This is a genomic window from Aestuariivirga sp. (assembly GCF_046294715.1).
In the GTDB taxonomy this organism is placed as follows: domain Bacteria; phylum Pseudomonadota; class Alphaproteobacteria; order Rhizobiales; family Aestuariivirgaceae; genus Aestuariivirga.
The window spans coordinates 273,235-288,278 of sequence record NZ_JBKBKI010000002.1; the positions used below are offsets into that span (position 1 = coordinate 273,235).

Sequence of the window (15,044 nt, forward strand, 5' to 3'; positions counted from 1 at the left end):
AACGGCGCAGCGCGCCACAACCCCCGAGAGAGGTTCCCCCATGGCCACCCACAAGGCCTCCGACGCATCCTTCGAGAAGGACGTTCTCCAGTCCGACACGCCCGTCGTGGTCGATTTCTGGGCGGAATGGTGCGGCCCCTGCAAGATGATCGGCCCGGCGCTCGAGGAGATCGCCCAGAGCCTCGGCCCCAAGGCCAAGATCGTGAAGATCAACATCGATGAGAACCCCTCCACACCCTCGCGCTACGGCGTGCGCGGCATTCCGACCCTGATGGTGTTCAAGGGTGGCCAGGTCGCGGCGACGAAGGTCGGCGCTGCCCCGAAGAACCAGCTCCAGGCCTGGATCGAGCAGTCGATCTGAGCTCTATCTCTCAACCCCACTCCTCGCGGCGGCCGCCCTTCGGGCGGCCGTTTCGCCTTGATCCTGCCACGAGCTCCGCTGCATAGGAGGGGCCGTTTGGGGCCCCGAAGAGCTCCAGGGAGGATCGAATCTTGAGCATAGCGGATGTAAAGCCGGTGGCGGTGCCGGGGCAGGCCCGGACCATGCCGCGGTGGCTGCGGATGGGGGGATCGGCAGCACTGCAGATGCTCTTCGTCTATCTGCTGCTTCTCGCCGTCCACGCGTGGCTTGGCCGCTGGACGCCCGACTATCTCGACGGCCGCGACCTCTGGCATTTCTGGTTCACGCGCATGATCGTGCCCATGGCGATGCTGGGCGTTCTTGCCTCGGCGGCACGGCTTCTCCCCGCGGGCATCATGCTCGCCGCGGCCCTGCTGTTCATCGGCACGCTCTCCGCCATCAAGCGCGAATCGACCGGCGAGCCCTTCCAGGTGAGCGACCTCTTCCTCGCCGGACAGTCGGTTCACCTCTTCAGCTATGTTCAGTGGCACCACTGGCTGCTCGGCGCCGCGGTCATTCCCGCCTCGGTCTTCTATGTCTCCCGCCTGCGGCTTCGCTGGTGGAGTCTGCCGGTGGCGCTCGTCTTCCTGGGCCTGCTCTCCACCTACCGCATCGAGTGGGTCTCCAAATGGATCCACGACAATTCCTGGTGGATCGGGGTCGAGAACCTCACCTTCAGCCAGGCCGAGAGCGAGCGCATGAACGGACTTGCGACGCATCTCTATTTCTCCACCGCCGGTCTCCGCCTCAAGACCTTTGGCGAAGCCGAGGTGGCCCAGGCGCTCGACGCGCTGAAGGCGCCAGCCCCCGCCGCCGCGGTTGCTTCGGGCCCGGCACCCGATGTCTATCTCGTCCTCGGCGAGGCGTGGTGGCGCGACCCGCACGACAGCGCCTCACCGCTCGACCAGCTGAAGCAGGAGGGCTTCGCGGAGAGTTCCGTCGTCTCCCCCGTCTACGGCGGAACGACGCCCAATGCCGAGTTCGAAGCCCTGACCGCCATACCGGTGAAGAGCTTCCAGGCCGGCATCATCCCCTACCAGCACTATGTCCAGTACATAACGGACCAATCACGCGCCCTGCCGCGCCTCCTCGTCGAGCAGGGCTACAGCGCGGCCGCCTACCACAATTTCACGCGGCGCTTCTGGCTGCGCGACCAGATCTATCCCAAGCTCGGCTTCGGCCGCTTCCTCAGCATGGAAGAGATGATGCTCACTATCCAGCCCAATGACTGGCCGACCGACGAGGGGCTCTATCGCGCCGTGCTGGACAACGCCCGAAGCGGCGGCCGCAATCCCCAGTTCCACTTCATCGTCACCGTCGAAACCCACGGGCCTTACAAGAAGGCCGATTCCGACGCGGAAGGCCACAACGGCCTGGCCGATTACCGCGCCAGGCTGTCGAGCGCCGTGCGCTCGCTCGCCGCCTTCAAGAAGGAACTCGACGGCAGGGGAAAGCCCTATGTGCTCGTCCTTTTCGGCGATCACCTGCCGGGACTGCGCCGTCATCAGTGGACCAACGGCATGAAGTCCGAAACCGACCCGCGGCTGCGCCAGGTGCCGGTCCTGGTCGCCGGCAATGCGAAGGATCCGGCAGATTTCGCGGCGATGATCGCGAAACGGCCTCTCTATTGCCTGCCGCCGCTGCTGCTCGCCTGGACGGGGCAGCCCGTCACCGACCGCTACATGAACCATGCGGCCGAAAGGTGCCGCGACACCGATGCGCCGCGGCTCACGCCCGCCGAGGCGGTGATCCAGAACCAGCTGTTTTCGCGGCAGCCCCTGTAGCCGCTATTCCTCGTCGAACTTGCTGGCCACCAGCTGGGCCAGCGCCTCGAGGGCCGCCTCCGCCTCGGGACCTTTGGCCTCGAGCGAAATCGAGGTTCCCATCGCGGCGCCGAGCATCATGAGTCCCATGATGGAGGTGGCGGGCACTGACATGCCCTCCCGGCTCACCGTGATCTCGGCATTGAACCCCTCGGCGCACTTGACGAACTTGGCGGAGGCCCGCGCATGAAGGCCGCGCTGGTTCACGATCGCCAGTTCACGTGCCGCCACGGATGCCGCCCCCGTCACCGTCAGTCTCCCAGGATCTGGCTCGCCACGTTGATGTATTTGCGGCCGGCATCCTGCGCGGCGGTGGCGGCCTTGTCGAGCGGGTAGTCCTTTCGGATGCGGGCGAGCTTCACCAGCATGGGGAGGTTCAGTCCCGCCACGACCTCGACCTTGCCGATCTCCAGCAGCGAGATGGCGAGATTGGAAGGCGTGCCGCCGAACATGTCGGTGAGGATGATGACGCCCGCCCCGCCGTTGACGCGCGACACGGCGCCCGCGATGTCGGCCCGCCGGTTCTCCATGCGGTCGTCGGGGCCGATGGCGATGGTCTCGATCGCGCCTTGCGGCCCCACCACGTGCTCCAGTGCGGAGAGGAACTCCTCGGCCAGTCTGCCGTGGGTGACCAGGACGAGTCCGATCATGGTGTCGATGAAACTCCGCGCTCGCGCCGTTTGAAGGAGGCGCACAATGCCCCCATCCCGTTTGCGATGCAATATGACATTAGAAGCGCCCGAAATGATCGAGCGCGGCACGGATTCGGGCCGGCGCCGAGGCCTGGGAGGGGTCGATCAGCACCAGTGGAATGGCTGCGCCGAGGATCTCCATGCGCGCCCGCGCGACGTCGGGCATGCGCTCGATCTCGGCTGCCGGCGTGAGCCGCACTGCGAGCCTGAGAACGGCCTCCTTCCGGGCCGGCAGCTCGGCAATGCCGAGTCCGCGGATCTCGAGCTTGCCGGAAAGCGCTGCGGGTGCGGAGGCGATGAGCGCCGTGCCGGCCCTTCGCACCGCCACCTGGTCGTCCGCCACAAGCATGGCTCGGCGCGAGACGGCAGAAAGCCCGAATCCTTCGCCATCGATCAGGCGCAGGGCGAGGTCGGACTTGCCGGAACCCGGATTGCCGAGGAGCAGCACCCCGTCCTCGCCGAGCGCCAGGCATGTGCCATGGATCAGCGCTTCCTCATGCATGTTGCGCTGCCGGGATTCGAACGGTGAAGCGTGCGCCGAGCACCGGCTTGTCGCCGTTCTGGTCTGCCTTGCCGTAACGGTTCTCGGCCCAGATGCGGCCGCGGTGGGCGTCCACGATCTGCTTCGAGATCGAAAGCCCCAGGCCGGAATTGGAGCCGAAGCTTCCCTCCGGCCGGTCGGTGTAGAAGCGTTCGAAGATGCGCTCGAGATTGTCCGGCCTGATGCCCGGGCCGCAATCCTCGACCCGGAACTCGACGTCAGGCCCAACCCGCCGCACCCGCACGGTGATCTTGCTGCCCGGCTTCGTGAAGGAGCGCGCGTTGTCCACCAGGTTGCGCACCACCTGGCCGAGCCGCGAATCATGCCCCACGACCTGGTAGGCCCGGGCGCGGTCCATGCCGGGCGGCGGCATGGCGAGCATCAGCTCCACCTCTGCCTGCTCGGGCTTGCGCGTGTCGTTGGCGTAGGACACGATCGATTGGAGGAGCTGCGAGAGGTCGAAGGCCTGAGCCTCGCCGCGGGCGAGCTCGGCATCGAGCCGCGAGGCGTCGGAGATGTCGGTGATGAGCCGGTCCAGCCGCTTCACGTCGTGCTTGACGATGTCGACCAGTCGCTCGCGCTGTTCCGCGGTCTTGGCATAGGCCAGCGTCTCGACGGCACTCCTGAGCGAGGTCAGCGGGTTCTTCAGCTCGTGGCTCACGTCGGCCGCGAAGGCCTCGATCGCCGCGATGCGGTTGTAGAGCGCGTTGGTCATGTCGCGCACCGCGCCCGAGAGATCGCCGATCTCGTCGCCGCGGCTCGAGAAGTCAGGGATCTCCACGCGCTTGTTGATGCCGCGCCGCACCCGCTCGGCAGCCGCGGCGAGCTTGCGCAGCGGCAGCGCGATGGTGGAGGCGAGGAGCAGCGAGAGCAGGATCGTCACCAATGCAACGAATGCGAAGGTCATCAGCACCACTTGGCGCTCGGCCCTCAGCACGTCGTCGATCTCGCCGCCCGTCGTCGACAGGACCAGCGCGCCAAGCACGGCGCGGAAGCGCTGCACCGGCACCGCGACGAGCACGATGATCTGGCCGCGGTCGTTGAGGCGCACCAGGCTCACCTTGGCGCCGTTCAGCGCTGCCGCCACTTCCGGGAAGTCCTTGCCGTTGTCGAGGCTGTATTCGATCTGCTTCGGATAGTCGTAGCTGAAGGTCCATGTCACCAGCCGGTTCCACAGCGACCGGAGGCTGAAGGACTCGCGCTCGGCGTCGAGTGGCGGCAGGTCGGACTGCACGATGTCGCCGCGCGAATAGAGAAAGCGGCTGTCGACGATCAGGTTGCCGTCCTTGTCGATGATCCGTGCACGCACCGTGGTGTTGGCGAGCAGGCGCTTCAGCACCGGGCCTGCGGTCTCGGGATCGATGGGGAAATCGAGTTCCGAGAACTGGTCGCCATAGGGCAGCAATTCTTCGCTGGAGTCGGCAAGCGAGTCAGGGTCGATCACGATCGAGCCGGTGTCGACAGTGGCGGAGCCGGCGACGGCCGCCGCGATGATCTGCGCCTGGGTGGTGAGGCTCTGCACCCGCGCGTCAATCAGGCCCTGGCGGAACTGGTTGAAATAGAGAATGCCGGTGACGAGCACGACGAGGCCGACGAGGTTGAGGAGCACGATGCGGCTGGTCAGCCGCCGCGGTCCCAGCCGGAACCAGCCCGGCTTCTGGGTCTGCACCTCCCTCGCCGCCGCCTCGCCGCTCTCTTCGGCTTCGGCACGGTCGGCGGGCTCGGGCGTCGTCACCTTGTCAAGCATGCCGGCTCAGGGCCCCCGTAAGGGGCCCCTCCTATTGCTCCTTGAAGCGGTAGCCCACCCCGTAGAGCGTTTCAATGGCGTCGAACTCGGCGTCGACGGCGTTGAACTTCTTGCGCAGCCGCTTGATGTGGCTGTCGATGGTGCGGTCGTCGACATAGACCTGGTCGTCATAGGCAGCGTCCATCAGCGCGTCGCGGCTCTTGACGATGCCGGGGCGCTGGGCAAGCGACTGCAGGATCAGGAACTCGGTGACGGTCAGCGTCACGGGCTTGCCGTCCCAGGCGCAGGAATGCCGGTCGGGGTCCATCGACAGCTTGCCGCGTTCGATCACCTTGGCGGCCTCCTGGGGGGTCGCCGCGGCGTCGCGGTTCACCGCCCGGCGCATCACCGCCTTCACGCGCTCGACGAGGAGGCGCTGCGAGAATGGCTTCTTGATGAAGTCGTCCGCACCCATCTTGAGGCCGAAGAGCTCGTCGATCTCGTCGTCCTTCGAGGTGAGGAAGATGACGGGCAGGTCGGATTTCTGGCGGATGCGGCGCAAGAGCTCCATCCCGTCCATGCGCGGCATCTTGATGTCGAAGATGGCCATGTCGGGCGGATTGTCCTGAAGGCCCTGCAGGGCCGCCGCGCCATCATTGTACTTCTGGACGCTGTAACCCTCGTTCTCGAGTGCCATGCCCACCGAAGTCAGAATGTTGCGGTCGTCGTCGACCAGGGCGATCGTCGGCATTTTCCTGTTCATCCTTCAACTATGTCCTTCGTTTGGCACTAGGGGCGGAACTGGAACAAAATGTGGCATAGATGATAGGTGCTTCCGGCTGCAATTGCGAGGTGTGATCATGAGTGAACGCAGAAGTTTTACCGCTGGGGAGGCGCGGAACCTGCTCCGCCGCGCCCGGACGGGCACGCTCGGCACCCTCAGCGGCGATGACGGCACGCCCTACGCCTCGCTGGTGAACGTCGCCACCGACGTCCGGGGTTATCCCGTCATCCTCGTTTCGACGCTCGCCTGGCACACGCGGAACCTCCTCGCCGATCCGCGCGCCAGCCTGATGGTGGCCGAGATTCCGGAGCAGGGCGATGCCCTGACCGGCCCGCGCGTTACCCTGATGGGCCGTTTCGCGCGGGTGGCGGACGAGCAGGTGAGGCGCCGCTACCTCGCGCGCCACCCCGCCGCCGCACTCTATGCGGAATTCGGCGATTTCTCGTTCTGGCGGCTGGAGCCGGACCGGGCTCACGCCGTCGCCGGTTTCGGGCGGATCGAGACGATCGGGGCGGATGAGATGTTCCCCTCAGCGGATGATATGGCCGCTCTCGAGGAAAGCGCCATTGCCCACATGAACGAGGATCACGACGAGGCGATCCAGCTCTATGCCGGGCGGTTCCTCGGGGCGACGCCGGGCGGCTGGAAAATCGCCGCCCTCGACCCCGACGGCGCCGATCTCCGTCGGGGAGAGGAGGTTCTCCGACTGAGTTTCCCTTTGCCCGTTTATGGGGCGGGAGATCTGAGAAGTCTGCTCGCCGGCCTCGCCGCCGACGCCAGAAAATAGTGTTTTATTTCATTCTATGATGTACGATACCGCAGAAAAATGAGGTAAACACAGCTTCAAATCATTTTCTCTCTTGCGGGACCTGACGCTGGGTCTCTAGTGTTGTGCTTTCCAGCTTCAGGAGCACTCCATGGACACAGCGACCGACGCCATCATCCGCGCCGAACTTGCCGATCTCGGCCTTGCCTGGGTGGACAGGATTTCCTGGAATGCCCCGGCAGCCGCCCTCTACCAGGAGGCGGTGGCGCGCGGTGAGGGGCTCGTGGCGGAAGGGGGCGGTCTCGTCGTGACAACCGGACAACACACCGGACGGAGCCCCAACGACAAGTTCGTCGTGCGCGATGCCACCACCGAAAAGACCATCTGGTGGGACAACAACAAGGCGATGAGCCGCGAGCATTTCGAGGCGTTGCGCAAGGACTTCATGGCGCATGCCCGGTTGAAGAACCTCTATGTGCAGGACCTGGCCGGCGGCGCCGATCGCGCCTACCAGCTCCCCACCCGCGTCGTCACCGAATTCGCCTGGCACGCGCTCTTCATCCAGCACCTTCTGATCGTGCCGGAGGACCGCACAGGCTTCTCGCCCCGCCTCACCATCCTCGACCTTCCCTCCTTCAAGGCCGATCCGGCGCGCCACGGCACCCGCAGCGAGACGGTGATCGCACTCGACCTCGCCAACGGCCTCGTCCTCATCGGCGGCACGCAGTATGCGGGCGAGATGAAGAAGTCGGTCTTCACCGTGCTGAACTACCTGCTGCCCGAAAAGGGCGTGATGCCCATGCACTGCTCGGCCAACATGGGACCGAAGGGCGACAGCGCGGTGTTCTTCGGCCTCTCCGGCACCGGCAAGACGACGCTGTCGGCAGACCCCTCGCGCACTCTCATCGGCGATGACGAGCATGGCTGGTCGGAGCACGGCCTCTTCAACTTCGAGGGCGGCTGCTACGCCAAGGTCATCAAGCTCTCGAGGGAGGCCGAGCCGCAGATCCATGCCACGACGGAGATGTGGGGCACCGTGCTCGAGAACGTGAAGATCGATCCCGAGACACGCCGGCTCGACCTGCATGACGGCTCGCTCACGGAGAACACCCGCTCGGCCTATCCGCTCGCAGCGATCCCCAATGCCAGCCGCACCGGCACGGCTCCCATCCCAAGAACCATCGTGATGCTCACGGCCGATGCCTTCGGCGTGCTGCCGCCCATTGCGAAGCTCACCCCCGCCCAGGCCATGTATCACTTCCTCTCGGGATACACCGCCAAGGTGGCCGGAACCGAGCGCGGCGTGACCGAGCCGCAGGCCACCTTCTCCACCTGCTTCGGCGCCCCGTTCATCCCGCGCGATCCTGCCGTCTACGGCAACCTGCTGCGCGAGCTCATCGCCAAGCACCAGGTTTCCTGCTGGCTGGTCAACACCGGCTGGACCGGCGGCGCCCATGGCGAGGGCCACCGCATGCCGATCAAGGTCACCCGCGCGCTGCTCAATGCCGCGCTCGAAGGCCGGCTCGAGCACGTGCAAATGCGCACCGACAGGAATTTCGGCTTCGCCGTGCCGGTGAGCGTCGACGGCATCGATCCGGCAATCCTCGAGCCGCGCGAGACCTGGGCCGACAAGCGCGCCTATGACGAGATGGCGAGGAAGCTCGTCGGCATGTTCGTCAAGAACTTCGCCCGCTTCGAGGCAATGGTGGACCCCGACGTGAGGGCTGCGAGCCCCGCAACCCAGGTCGCCGCGGAATAGGCCGGGCTCAGCTATTTGGCCCGGCCGGATGTTCGTTAGTAATTGCCGGATGAGGCGACGACGGGCGCCTCGTCCGCGTACTTGAGAAGTAGGTCCCCCCCACCCCGCAGCGTGATGACGCCGCCATTCTGACCCTTGATCGTGTAGGTGACGTTCACGCCCGGGTTCATTCTGACTTTCACATCCTTGCGCTTGATCCCCGACTCGAAGAACAGGACGTCGCTTGCCCCGTCGATAAGTTCGTAGATGATGTCGTTCCCATCGCCCCGGCGCCAGTGATAGGTGTCGGCACCAAACTCCCCTGCCAGAATGTCCCTGCTTATGCCGCCGACGATGGTATCATTGCCGAACCCGCCATAGATGGTGTCGCTACCCCAATCGCCCATCAGGTTGTCGTCTCCGTTTCCGCCGTCCAGTGTGTCATTCCCGGAAGCGCCCTTGCAGTAGTCGTTTCCTCCGCTGCCGGACAGGGAATCATTGCCCGCGCCGCCATACAGGCCATCGTTACCGGGGCCAGCCACGACGGTATCATTTCCGTCTTCTCCATAATAATCGTTCCCATAACCGTCCGAGGCGCCAACCTCCCTCCAGCTCAGGTAATCGTTGCCGTCGCCGCCATAAATTCGATCCAACCCAGTCGACGCCCAGATTGTGTCGTTCCCGCCGTAACCATAGATGTTGTTGCTGCCTTCATCACCGTAGAGAGTGTTGTCAGAGTCGTCGCCGCTGATCGTCGTCGGCCCTCCCCACGGGTCTTTTGGAACGGCAGTCGTGCCTTGCAGAAGCATGAGGTCACCCAGTGCCTGACCCTCACCAGCAATGTTCATCAAGAATTCGTGTTCGGTCATCGGTCCTCCCTGTGAATGACGCATCCACAAAGCTTGCGTCATCGATCAAGTATCCCGTTTCGCAACGCTTGACAACTTCTAATTGATAATTCCGCCCATAGACCACATGCGCCCTGGCAGCGTCACCCCCCATGCGAAGACACTGTTTGCACCAATTCAGTCGCCCAGCCGGTTCGATCATCGCGCGGCCGGTTGGGCCTCAGGATGGAACGTTCGACGTATCTCAAAGGTACACTCTCGAACCGAAATCGCGTCCAGCAAGAGAGCCATGGTGACGTTACGTCATAAAGTCAACGAGGGACGAGCTGTCGCTGCTGGTGAGGGTTCTCAGCCTCTGGGCTCGTGAGCCATGCAGATGCGACCTGAATCCTCCTGGGTGAGCGGATGTTCGAACAGCATGCAGAGATGCGGCCCGCCCGAGTCCTGCATGCGGCCCTTCTCGCGGAAGAAACGACAGGATGTGCAGAGCCCGAAGCTCGCCAGTCCCGCCCGTTCGAGCTCGCCGGCGAGAAGCGCGGAGAGGCCGCGGTGAAGCCGCCGACGCGTCTTGCCGCCGAGGTCCTGCGCCGCTGCCGCGACCTCCGCCCAGGGATCGCGCTTCAGCATCTCCTCTCCCTTGGGGGTGAGGCTCAGGCTCAAGGTTTTCCGGCCCCCGGCCCTCGCCGATTTTGAGATGTAGCCCTTCCGTTCCAACGCGATGATGGTCTGGGAGATTGTGCCTTTGGTAGCGCCGAGGTAGCGGGTGAGGGCTCCCGGTGAATTGGAGAAGCGGTTGGCGCGCGCGAGAAAGCGTAACGCCTCCCACTGCGCCGGATTGAGGCCGCCCTCGTGCTCGCGCGCGCGCATCACCCGCGCCAGCCGCTCCAGCGGCCAGACGATCATCCGCCCATCCGCCTCCTCTTCATCCTCGCCGGCCATGCGCCGCCCGTCCCCGTTCGCCGGGGGCATAGTTCCACAAACGCCGGTCCTCCGCGATGGGAAATTGAGGGCGGGCGGGGCTCATCCCCCAAGGTAGCTGGCGACGCTCTGCCGTTCCGCTTTCGAGATGTGTAGCCCGTGCTTCGTCCGGCGCTCCAGCACGTCCTCCGCCGTCAGTGCCCACTCGGCCCGCCGCAGATAGTCGATCTCGCACTGGTAGAGCAGGCCGCCGAAATGCTTCCCCAGGCCAGCCATGTCGCGGGCGCCGCCCAGCACCTGGGCCGTGCGGGTGCCGTAGAGTCTGGAATAGTGATACGCCAGGTTTTCCGGCAACCAGGCATGGGCACGGCGGAGGTCATGGAGGAAACTGTCGAAGTCGGCGTTCGGCATGTCGCCGCCGGGAAGCGGCGCACCCGCCGTCCACGGCGCCTTCATCCCCGGGAAGAAGGGCTTCAGCCGGTCGAGCGCGTGTTCGGCGAGCTTGCGGTAGGTGGTGATCTTGCCGCCGAAGACCGAGAGCATGGGCGGTTCGCCCGTCACGTCGAACACGTAGTCGCGCGTCACGGCGGAGGGGTTCGCGGCATTGTCGTCGTAAAGCGGGCGCACGCCGGAGAAGGCATGCACGATCGAGTCCTTGCCGATCGGCGTCTTGAGGTAGCGGTTCACCGCGGCGAGGAGGTAGTCGATCTCGCGCTCGTCGATCGCCACGTCTTCGGCGCGGCCTTCGTAAGGAATGTCGGTCGTGCCGATCAGCGCCATGTCTCCCTCATAGGGGTTGACGAAGATCACCCGCCTGTCGGTGTTCTGGAACAGATAGGCCTGCGGCCCATCCCAGAACTTCGGCACGACGATGTGGCTGCCCTTGACGAGACGCACGCGACGCGGCGAGTTGGAACCCGCGACACCGTTGATGACGTTCTCCACCCACGGTCCCGCTGCGTTGGCGATGGCCTTGGCGCGCACCCCCGATTTCGCGCCAGCCGCCGTTGTGAACTCCACCTCCCACGAGCCCTCCACCCGGCGTGCGGAGCTCGCGGCGGTGCGCGTCAGCACCGTTGCGCCGCGCTCCTTCGCGTCCACCGCATTGAGCGAGACGAGCCGCGCATCGTCCACCCAACAATCGGAATATTCGAAGGCCCGCGTGTATTCGCTGCGGATGGGCTTTCCTTCGGGATCGCGCGCGAGGTCGATGTTGCGGCAGCCGGGCAGCCTCTTGCGCCCGCCGAGATGATCGTAGAGGAACAGGCCGAGACGCACCAGCCAGGCCGGCCGCTGCTCGGGCGAATGCGGCAGCACGAAGCGCATGGGCCAGACGATGTGCGGTGCCGCTGCGAGCAGCACCTCGCGCTCGATCAGCGCCTCGCGCACGAGCCGGAACTCGTAATACTCGAGATAGCGCAAGCCGCCATGGATGAGCTTGCCGGAACGCGAGGAGGTGCCCTGTGCCAGATCGTCCTTCTCGCAGAGGATGACGGAGAGGCCGCGCCCCGCCGCATCGCGCGCGATGCCGGCGCCGTTGATGCCGCCCCCGATGACGACGAGATCGACCGGCTTCAGCTCCTGCATGCGGGATGTTCCGTCAGCACCTGTTGAGCGCGGGCTCGCCCGCCAGATAACGGCGCACTTCCTCCGCCGCGAGTCCCGCGGCATAGCTCACCGTCTTCACCGAGGCGCCCGCGATGTGCGGCGTCAGCGTCACGTTGGGGAGATCGAGGAAGCGGTTTCCGGGAGGCACGGGCTCGACGTCGAAGGTCTCGAGCATGGCACCCCGGAGGCGGCCGGTAGAGAGCGCCTCGTAGAGGTCGTCGTAGTTGACGAGGGGACCCCGCGCCGTGTTGATGAGGTAGGCGCCCTGCTTCATCTGTTCGAGCGTGTCACGATTGATCATCTTCGCCGTTTCAGGCGTCACCCGCGGATGCAGCGAGACGACGTCCGACTCGGCAAGGACGCGTTCGAGGGAGCATTGGATCACGCCGTCGTTGTGGTCTTCCGCCGTGAGCTGCACGTAAGGGTCGCTCACCAGGATGCGGCAGCCGAAGACCTTGAGCAGCTTCACGACGCGCCGGCCCACCTCGCCATAGCCGATGAGGCCGACCGTCATCTCCGAGAGTTCCTGCCCCGCGAGATCGGCACGGTAGAGATCGCCCCGCCACTCGCCGCGGCGCAGCGCATCGTGCCCGCGGGTGATGTTGCGGGTCTCGGCGAGGATGGCGCCGATGGTGAACTCGGCCACTGCCGAGGCATTGCGGCCAGGCGTGTTGACGACCGTGATGCCCCTGTCGCGCGCCGCCTTCATGTCGATGTTGACCGGCCCCCCGCGCGACACCGCGACGAACTTGAGCCGCGGCAGCCGGTCCATGATCGAGGCCGACAGCGGTGCGAGCTGGGTGACGAGGATCTCGGCATCGCCCGTGAGCGCCACCACCTCTTCCGCCGTTCCCATGTATTCCTTGAGCCCGTCCATGCCTTTGACCGCATAGCCATGCTCCATCGGCTCGTCGGGCCAGGGCATGTCATGGCTGCGGATCTCGATCTCGAACAGGCGGCAGCGCTCGCGCAGCGCCTCCTCGAACATGGCGGAGAGCATGAACCGGTCACCGATGACGGAGATCTTACGAAGCACGATTGGCCACCATGGCGCGCCACAGCGGGCGCATTGTCTCGCGGGTTTGCTTGTAGATGCCGAAGGCGCCGTCATAGAGGCGTCTCAGCCGGGGATCGGGCTCGGTGATGCCGCCGAGCAGCGGGTCGACCCAGTGGGCGGCGCAGGCGTCCATGTCCGGGTAGAGCTTCTGCTGCACGGCGGCCATCATGGCCGCGCCGGCCGCACCCGCTTCCTCGCGCGAAACGCTCCTCACCCGCGCGTCGAGCGCGCTTGCCAGCATCACCCGCAACGCCTTCGAGCGCGCCGCCCCGCCGGTGACGCGCACCTCGCGCGGGATCGCGCCCATCGCCGAGTAGCAGTCACGGGAGGCGAAGCACAGCCCCTCGAAAACGGCGCGCATGAGATCGGCGAAGCCCATGCCAAGCTCGAGGCCGGAGAACATGGCGCGCGCGGCGGGCTCCATCACCGGCCCCCGCTCGCCCGCCTGAGAAATATACGGGTGGAAGAGCGCCCGCGCCGGTTCAGCCGCGCCGGTACAGAAAGCGCACGGCGCGGGGGAGCCGCCTTCGCCAGAACGCCTCGGTGTGCTCGCCGTCGGGGTCGGGCCGCCACCACAGCTGCCGGCGTCCGTAGCCGCGCGCGGCGAGGCGCCTGGCCATCTCGGCCGCCGGCGGGAGCATGCGGCCCTCGGCCTCGCGGCCGCCGCAGTCGAGGTACACGCGGGAGATCGGCGGCGTCGGCTGCGCGGCGATCCAGTCGAAGACGGCGAAGTTGCCCACCCAGAACGCCGGCGAGAGGCAGAGCGCGCCCCCGAACGCGTGCGGATGGCGGAAGTGGCCGTACAGCGCGAGGGAGCCGCCCCAGGAGGCTCCCCCGAGCGCGGCGCCGAGGGCGCCCGGCAGGATCGGGTAACGCGCGCGGGTCGCGGGGATCAGCCCGTGCACGATCCAGTCGAGGAAGCGGTCGGCTTCCCCGGCGCGGCCCTCCATCGCCCAGGGGACGAGCTCCTCCTGCCGTCGCGCGGGATCGTGCGGGATGGCGAAGACGATGGGCGCCACGTAGCGGGCGGGATCGAGCCGGTCGAGCGCGGTGTGCAGGTGCCAGCCGCCGGAGAAGGTGCCCTCGTCGCCGAAGGCGTTCTGGCCGTCGAACACGTACAGCGCCGGGCGCGGCACGTCGGGCCGGAAGTCGGGCGGCAGGTACACGCGCACCGCGCGCGGCGCGAAACCCATCGGCGCGTGCGGGCCGAACCACTCGAAGCGGCCGGGCTGGGGCGGGCGGTACGACATCGCCCGCATCCTAGTGCGTCCGTTCGGAGTCCGGCAGGCGCTCCTCGCGAACCGGCCGCCACAGCTCCGCGCGCGGCAGCTCGCGCGCGCCGCCGTCGTTCAGCAGCGCCAGCACGTTGCCTTCCACCGTGGCGGCGATGTCCTCGAGCGGCAGGTGGCTGAGGTTGCGCTTCGAGAACGGGTTCTCGAGCTCGGCGGCAATCTGATCGATCGCCAGCAGCGCGTAGGAGACGAACAGCGTCACGATCGCGGGCAGCCACCACGCGTCACCCGCCACCGCCACCGGCAGGCCGAGCAGGTACAGCAGGATGAAGCGCCGCAGCTTGATGGTGTGGATGCGCGGCAGCGGCGTCTTCAGGATGCGCTCGCAGCCGCCGATGTGGTCGATGAGCATGGCGCGCTCCCGCTCGGCCGAGTGGAACGCCAGCGGCTCCATCGCTCCGCGCTGCAGCGCCTCCCGGAGCATCGCCGCGATGCGCTGCGAGACGAACGTCGGCATGTGCTGCACGCGCGCCAGCGGACCGCGCAGCTCTTCGGGCAGCAGCGGCTCGATGGGCCCGAGCTCACGCGAGCCGCGCAGGCTCTCGCGGCAGACGTGCGGGAAGGTGGCGACCAGCGCGGCGAAGCGGCGGCGCCACGCCGGATCGCGCGGGCCGTAGGTGAGCCCCGCGATGGCGAGGTTGCGCGACTGGTTGACGATGCCGCCCCAGAGCTTGCGCGCCTCCCACCACCGCTCGTAGCCGCCGTTCGTACGCAGCACCAGCAGCAGGGCGAGGAAGGCGCCGGTCCACTGCACCGGCCCCGACTCGAGGCCGCGCCAGGCGTGCAGGTCGTGCACGAGACCGACCGCCGCCGCGTAGAGCGTGAAGCCCAGCACGCGGGGCATGACCACG

16 protein-coding genes are annotated in these 15,044 nt (G+C 66.5%); 4 read left to right on the forward strand and 12 right to left on the reverse strand.

Features of this window, described 5'->3' with window-relative positions:
- Positions 1 to 40: 40 nt before the first annotated feature.
- Together trxA and ACK4HL_RS02995 are read left to right on the forward strand one after the other, a co-directional pair.
- Positions 41 to 361 carry a thioredoxin gene (gene trxA, locus ACK4HL_RS02990; protein WP_409756538.1) on the forward strand — a complete coding sequence of 107 codons (321 nt, stop codon included), beginning with the start codon at positions 41 to 43 and terminating at the stop codon, positions 359 to 361.
- Positions 362 to 492: 131 nt separating this feature from the next.
- Positions 493 to 2,184, forward strand: coding sequence for an LTA synthase family protein (locus ACK4HL_RS02995; protein ID WP_409756539.1), 1,692 nt, complete (start codon positions 493 to 495; stop codon positions 2,182 to 2,184).
- 3 nt (positions 2,185 to 2,187) lie between these two features.
- Here ACK4HL_RS02995 and ACK4HL_RS03000 read toward each other — a convergent pair whose 3' ends face one another.
- The 5 genes from ACK4HL_RS03000 to ACK4HL_RS03020 all read right to left on the reverse strand — a co-directional run bounded on the left by ACK4HL_RS03000 (position 2,188) and on the right by ACK4HL_RS03020 (position 5,933).
- Positions 2,188 to 2,472 (reverse strand): HPr family phosphocarrier protein, encoded by a 285-nt coding sequence (locus tag ACK4HL_RS03000; protein WP_409756540.1) that lies wholly within the window; start codon positions 2,470 to 2,472, stop codon positions 2,188 to 2,190.
- 2 nt (positions 2,473 to 2,474) lie between these two features.
- Positions 2,475 to 2,873, reverse strand: coding sequence for a PTS sugar transporter subunit IIA (locus ACK4HL_RS03005; RefSeq protein ID WP_409756541.1), 399 nt, complete (start codon positions 2,871 to 2,873; stop codon positions 2,475 to 2,477).
- Between the two features lie 79 nt (positions 2,874 to 2,952).
- Positions 2,953 to 3,417 (reverse strand): HPr kinase/phosphorylase, encoded by a 465-nt coding sequence (locus tag ACK4HL_RS03010; protein ID WP_409756542.1) that lies wholly within the window; start codon positions 3,415 to 3,417, stop codon positions 2,953 to 2,955.
- A complete protein-coding gene (locus ACK4HL_RS03015; protein ID WP_409756543.1) occupies positions 3,410 to 5,203 on the reverse strand; it encodes a stimulus-sensing domain-containing protein in 1,794 nt (597 codons plus the stop codon). The genes ACK4HL_RS03010 and ACK4HL_RS03015 overlap by 8 nt, the downstream gene beginning before the upstream one ends.
- 31 nt (positions 5,204 to 5,234) lie before the next feature.
- Complete coding sequence (locus ACK4HL_RS03020) at positions 5,235 to 5,933, reverse strand: response regulator transcription factor (RefSeq protein WP_409756544.1); 699 nt, start codon at positions 5,931 to 5,933, stop codon at positions 5,235 to 5,237.
- A 109-nt stretch (positions 5,934 to 6,042) separates the two neighbouring features.
- On the opposite strand from ACK4HL_RS03020, the gene ACK4HL_RS03025 reads away from it, so the two are divergent.
- Together ACK4HL_RS03025 and ACK4HL_RS03030 are read left to right on the forward strand one after the other, a co-directional pair.
- Positions 6,043 to 6,753 carry a HugZ family protein gene (locus tag ACK4HL_RS03025; protein ID WP_409756545.1) on the forward strand — a complete coding sequence of 237 codons (711 nt, stop codon included), beginning with the start codon at positions 6,043 to 6,045 and terminating at the stop codon, positions 6,751 to 6,753.
- A 130-nt stretch (positions 6,754 to 6,883) separates the two neighbouring features.
- Complete coding sequence (locus ACK4HL_RS03030; protein WP_409756546.1) at positions 6,884 to 8,491, forward strand: phosphoenolpyruvate carboxykinase; 1,608 nt, start codon at positions 6,884 to 6,886, stop codon at positions 8,489 to 8,491.
- A 35-nt stretch (positions 8,492 to 8,526) separates the two neighbouring features.
- Here ACK4HL_RS03030 and ACK4HL_RS03035 read toward each other — a convergent pair whose 3' ends face one another.
- The 7 genes from ACK4HL_RS03035 to ACK4HL_RS03065 all read right to left on the reverse strand — a co-directional run.
- A complete protein-coding gene (locus ACK4HL_RS03035; RefSeq protein ID WP_409756547.1) occupies positions 8,527 to 9,339 on the reverse strand; it encodes a calcium-binding protein in 813 nt (270 codons plus the stop codon).
- 327 nt (positions 9,340 to 9,666) lie between these two features.
- A complete protein-coding gene (locus tag ACK4HL_RS03040) occupies positions 9,667 to 10,257 on the reverse strand; it encodes a MarR family winged helix-turn-helix transcriptional regulator (RefSeq protein ID WP_409756548.1) in 591 nt (196 codons plus the stop codon).
- A gap of 81 nt (positions 10,258 to 10,338) precedes the next feature.
- Positions 10,339 to 11,823 carry a glycerol-3-phosphate dehydrogenase gene (locus ACK4HL_RS03045; RefSeq protein WP_409756549.1) on the reverse strand — a complete coding sequence of 495 codons (1,485 nt, stop codon included), beginning with the start codon at positions 11,821 to 11,823 and terminating at the stop codon, positions 10,339 to 10,341.
- A 13-nt stretch (positions 11,824 to 11,836) separates the two neighbouring features.
- A complete protein-coding gene (locus ACK4HL_RS03050) occupies positions 11,837 to 12,844 on the reverse strand; it encodes a 2-hydroxyacid dehydrogenase (RefSeq protein WP_409756565.1) in 1,008 nt (335 codons plus the stop codon).
- 25 nt (positions 12,845 to 12,869) lie between these two features.
- Positions 12,870 to 13,355, reverse strand: a complete 486-nt coding sequence (locus ACK4HL_RS03055; protein ID WP_409756566.1) for an FGGY-family carbohydrate kinase — start codon at positions 13,353 to 13,355, stop codon at positions 12,870 to 12,872.
- Positions 13,356 to 13,383: 28 nt separating this feature from the next.
- Entirely contained in the window at positions 13,384 to 14,151 is a 768-nt protein-coding gene (locus ACK4HL_RS03060) for an alpha/beta hydrolase (protein ID WP_409756550.1), read from the reverse strand.
- A gap of 10 nt (positions 14,152 to 14,161) precedes the next feature.
- Positions 14,162 to 15,044 (reverse strand): bestrophin family protein (locus ACK4HL_RS03065; RefSeq protein WP_409756551.1); only part of this gene is annotated, 883 nt, incomplete at its 5' end.

Excerpts from the sequence above, each read along its gene's own strand:
- trxA (WP_409756538.1), top strand. The coding sequence starts at position 41 with ATGGCCACCCACAAGGCCTCCGACGCATCCTTCGAGAAGGACGTTCTC.
- ACK4HL_RS03005 (WP_409756541.1), bottom strand. The coding sequence starts at position 2,873 with ATGATCGGACTCGTCCTGGTCACCCACGGCAGACTGGCCGAGGAGTTC.
- ACK4HL_RS03010 (WP_409756542.1), bottom strand. The coding sequence starts at position 3,417 with ATGCATGAGGAAGCGCTGATCCATGGCACATGCCTGGCGCTCGGCGAG.
- ACK4HL_RS03015 (WP_409756543.1), bottom strand. The coding sequence starts at position 5,203 with ATGCTTGACAAGGTGACGACGCCCGAGCCCGCCGACCGTGCCGAAGCC.
- ACK4HL_RS03020 (WP_409756544.1), bottom strand. The coding sequence starts at position 5,933 with ATGCCGACGATCGCCCTGGTCGACGACGACCGCAACATTCTGACTTCG.
- ACK4HL_RS03025 (WP_409756545.1), top strand. The coding sequence starts at position 6,043 with ATGAGTGAACGCAGAAGTTTTACCGCTGGGGAGGCGCGGAACCTGCTC.
- ACK4HL_RS03030 (WP_409756546.1), top strand. The coding sequence starts at position 6,884 with ATGGACACAGCGACCGACGCCATCATCCGCGCCGAACTTGCCGATCTC.
- ACK4HL_RS03035 (WP_409756547.1), bottom strand. The coding sequence starts at position 9,339 with ATGACCGAACACGAATTCTTGATGAACATTGCTGGTGAGGGTCAGGCA.
- ACK4HL_RS03040 (WP_409756548.1), bottom strand. The coding sequence starts at position 10,257 with ATGGCCGGCGAGGATGAAGAGGAGGCGGATGGGCGGATGATCGTCTGG.
- ACK4HL_RS03045 (WP_409756549.1), bottom strand. The coding sequence starts at position 11,823 with ATGCAGGAGCTGAAGCCGGTCGATCTCGTCGTCATCGGGGGCGGCATC.
- ACK4HL_RS03050 (WP_409756565.1), bottom strand. The coding sequence starts at position 12,844 with ATGCTCTCCGCCATGTTCGAGGAGGCGCTGCGCGAGCGCTGCCGCCTG.
- ACK4HL_RS03060 (WP_409756550.1), bottom strand. The coding sequence starts at position 14,151 with ATGTCGTACCGCCCGCCCCAGCCCGGCCGCTTCGAGTGGTTCGGCCCG.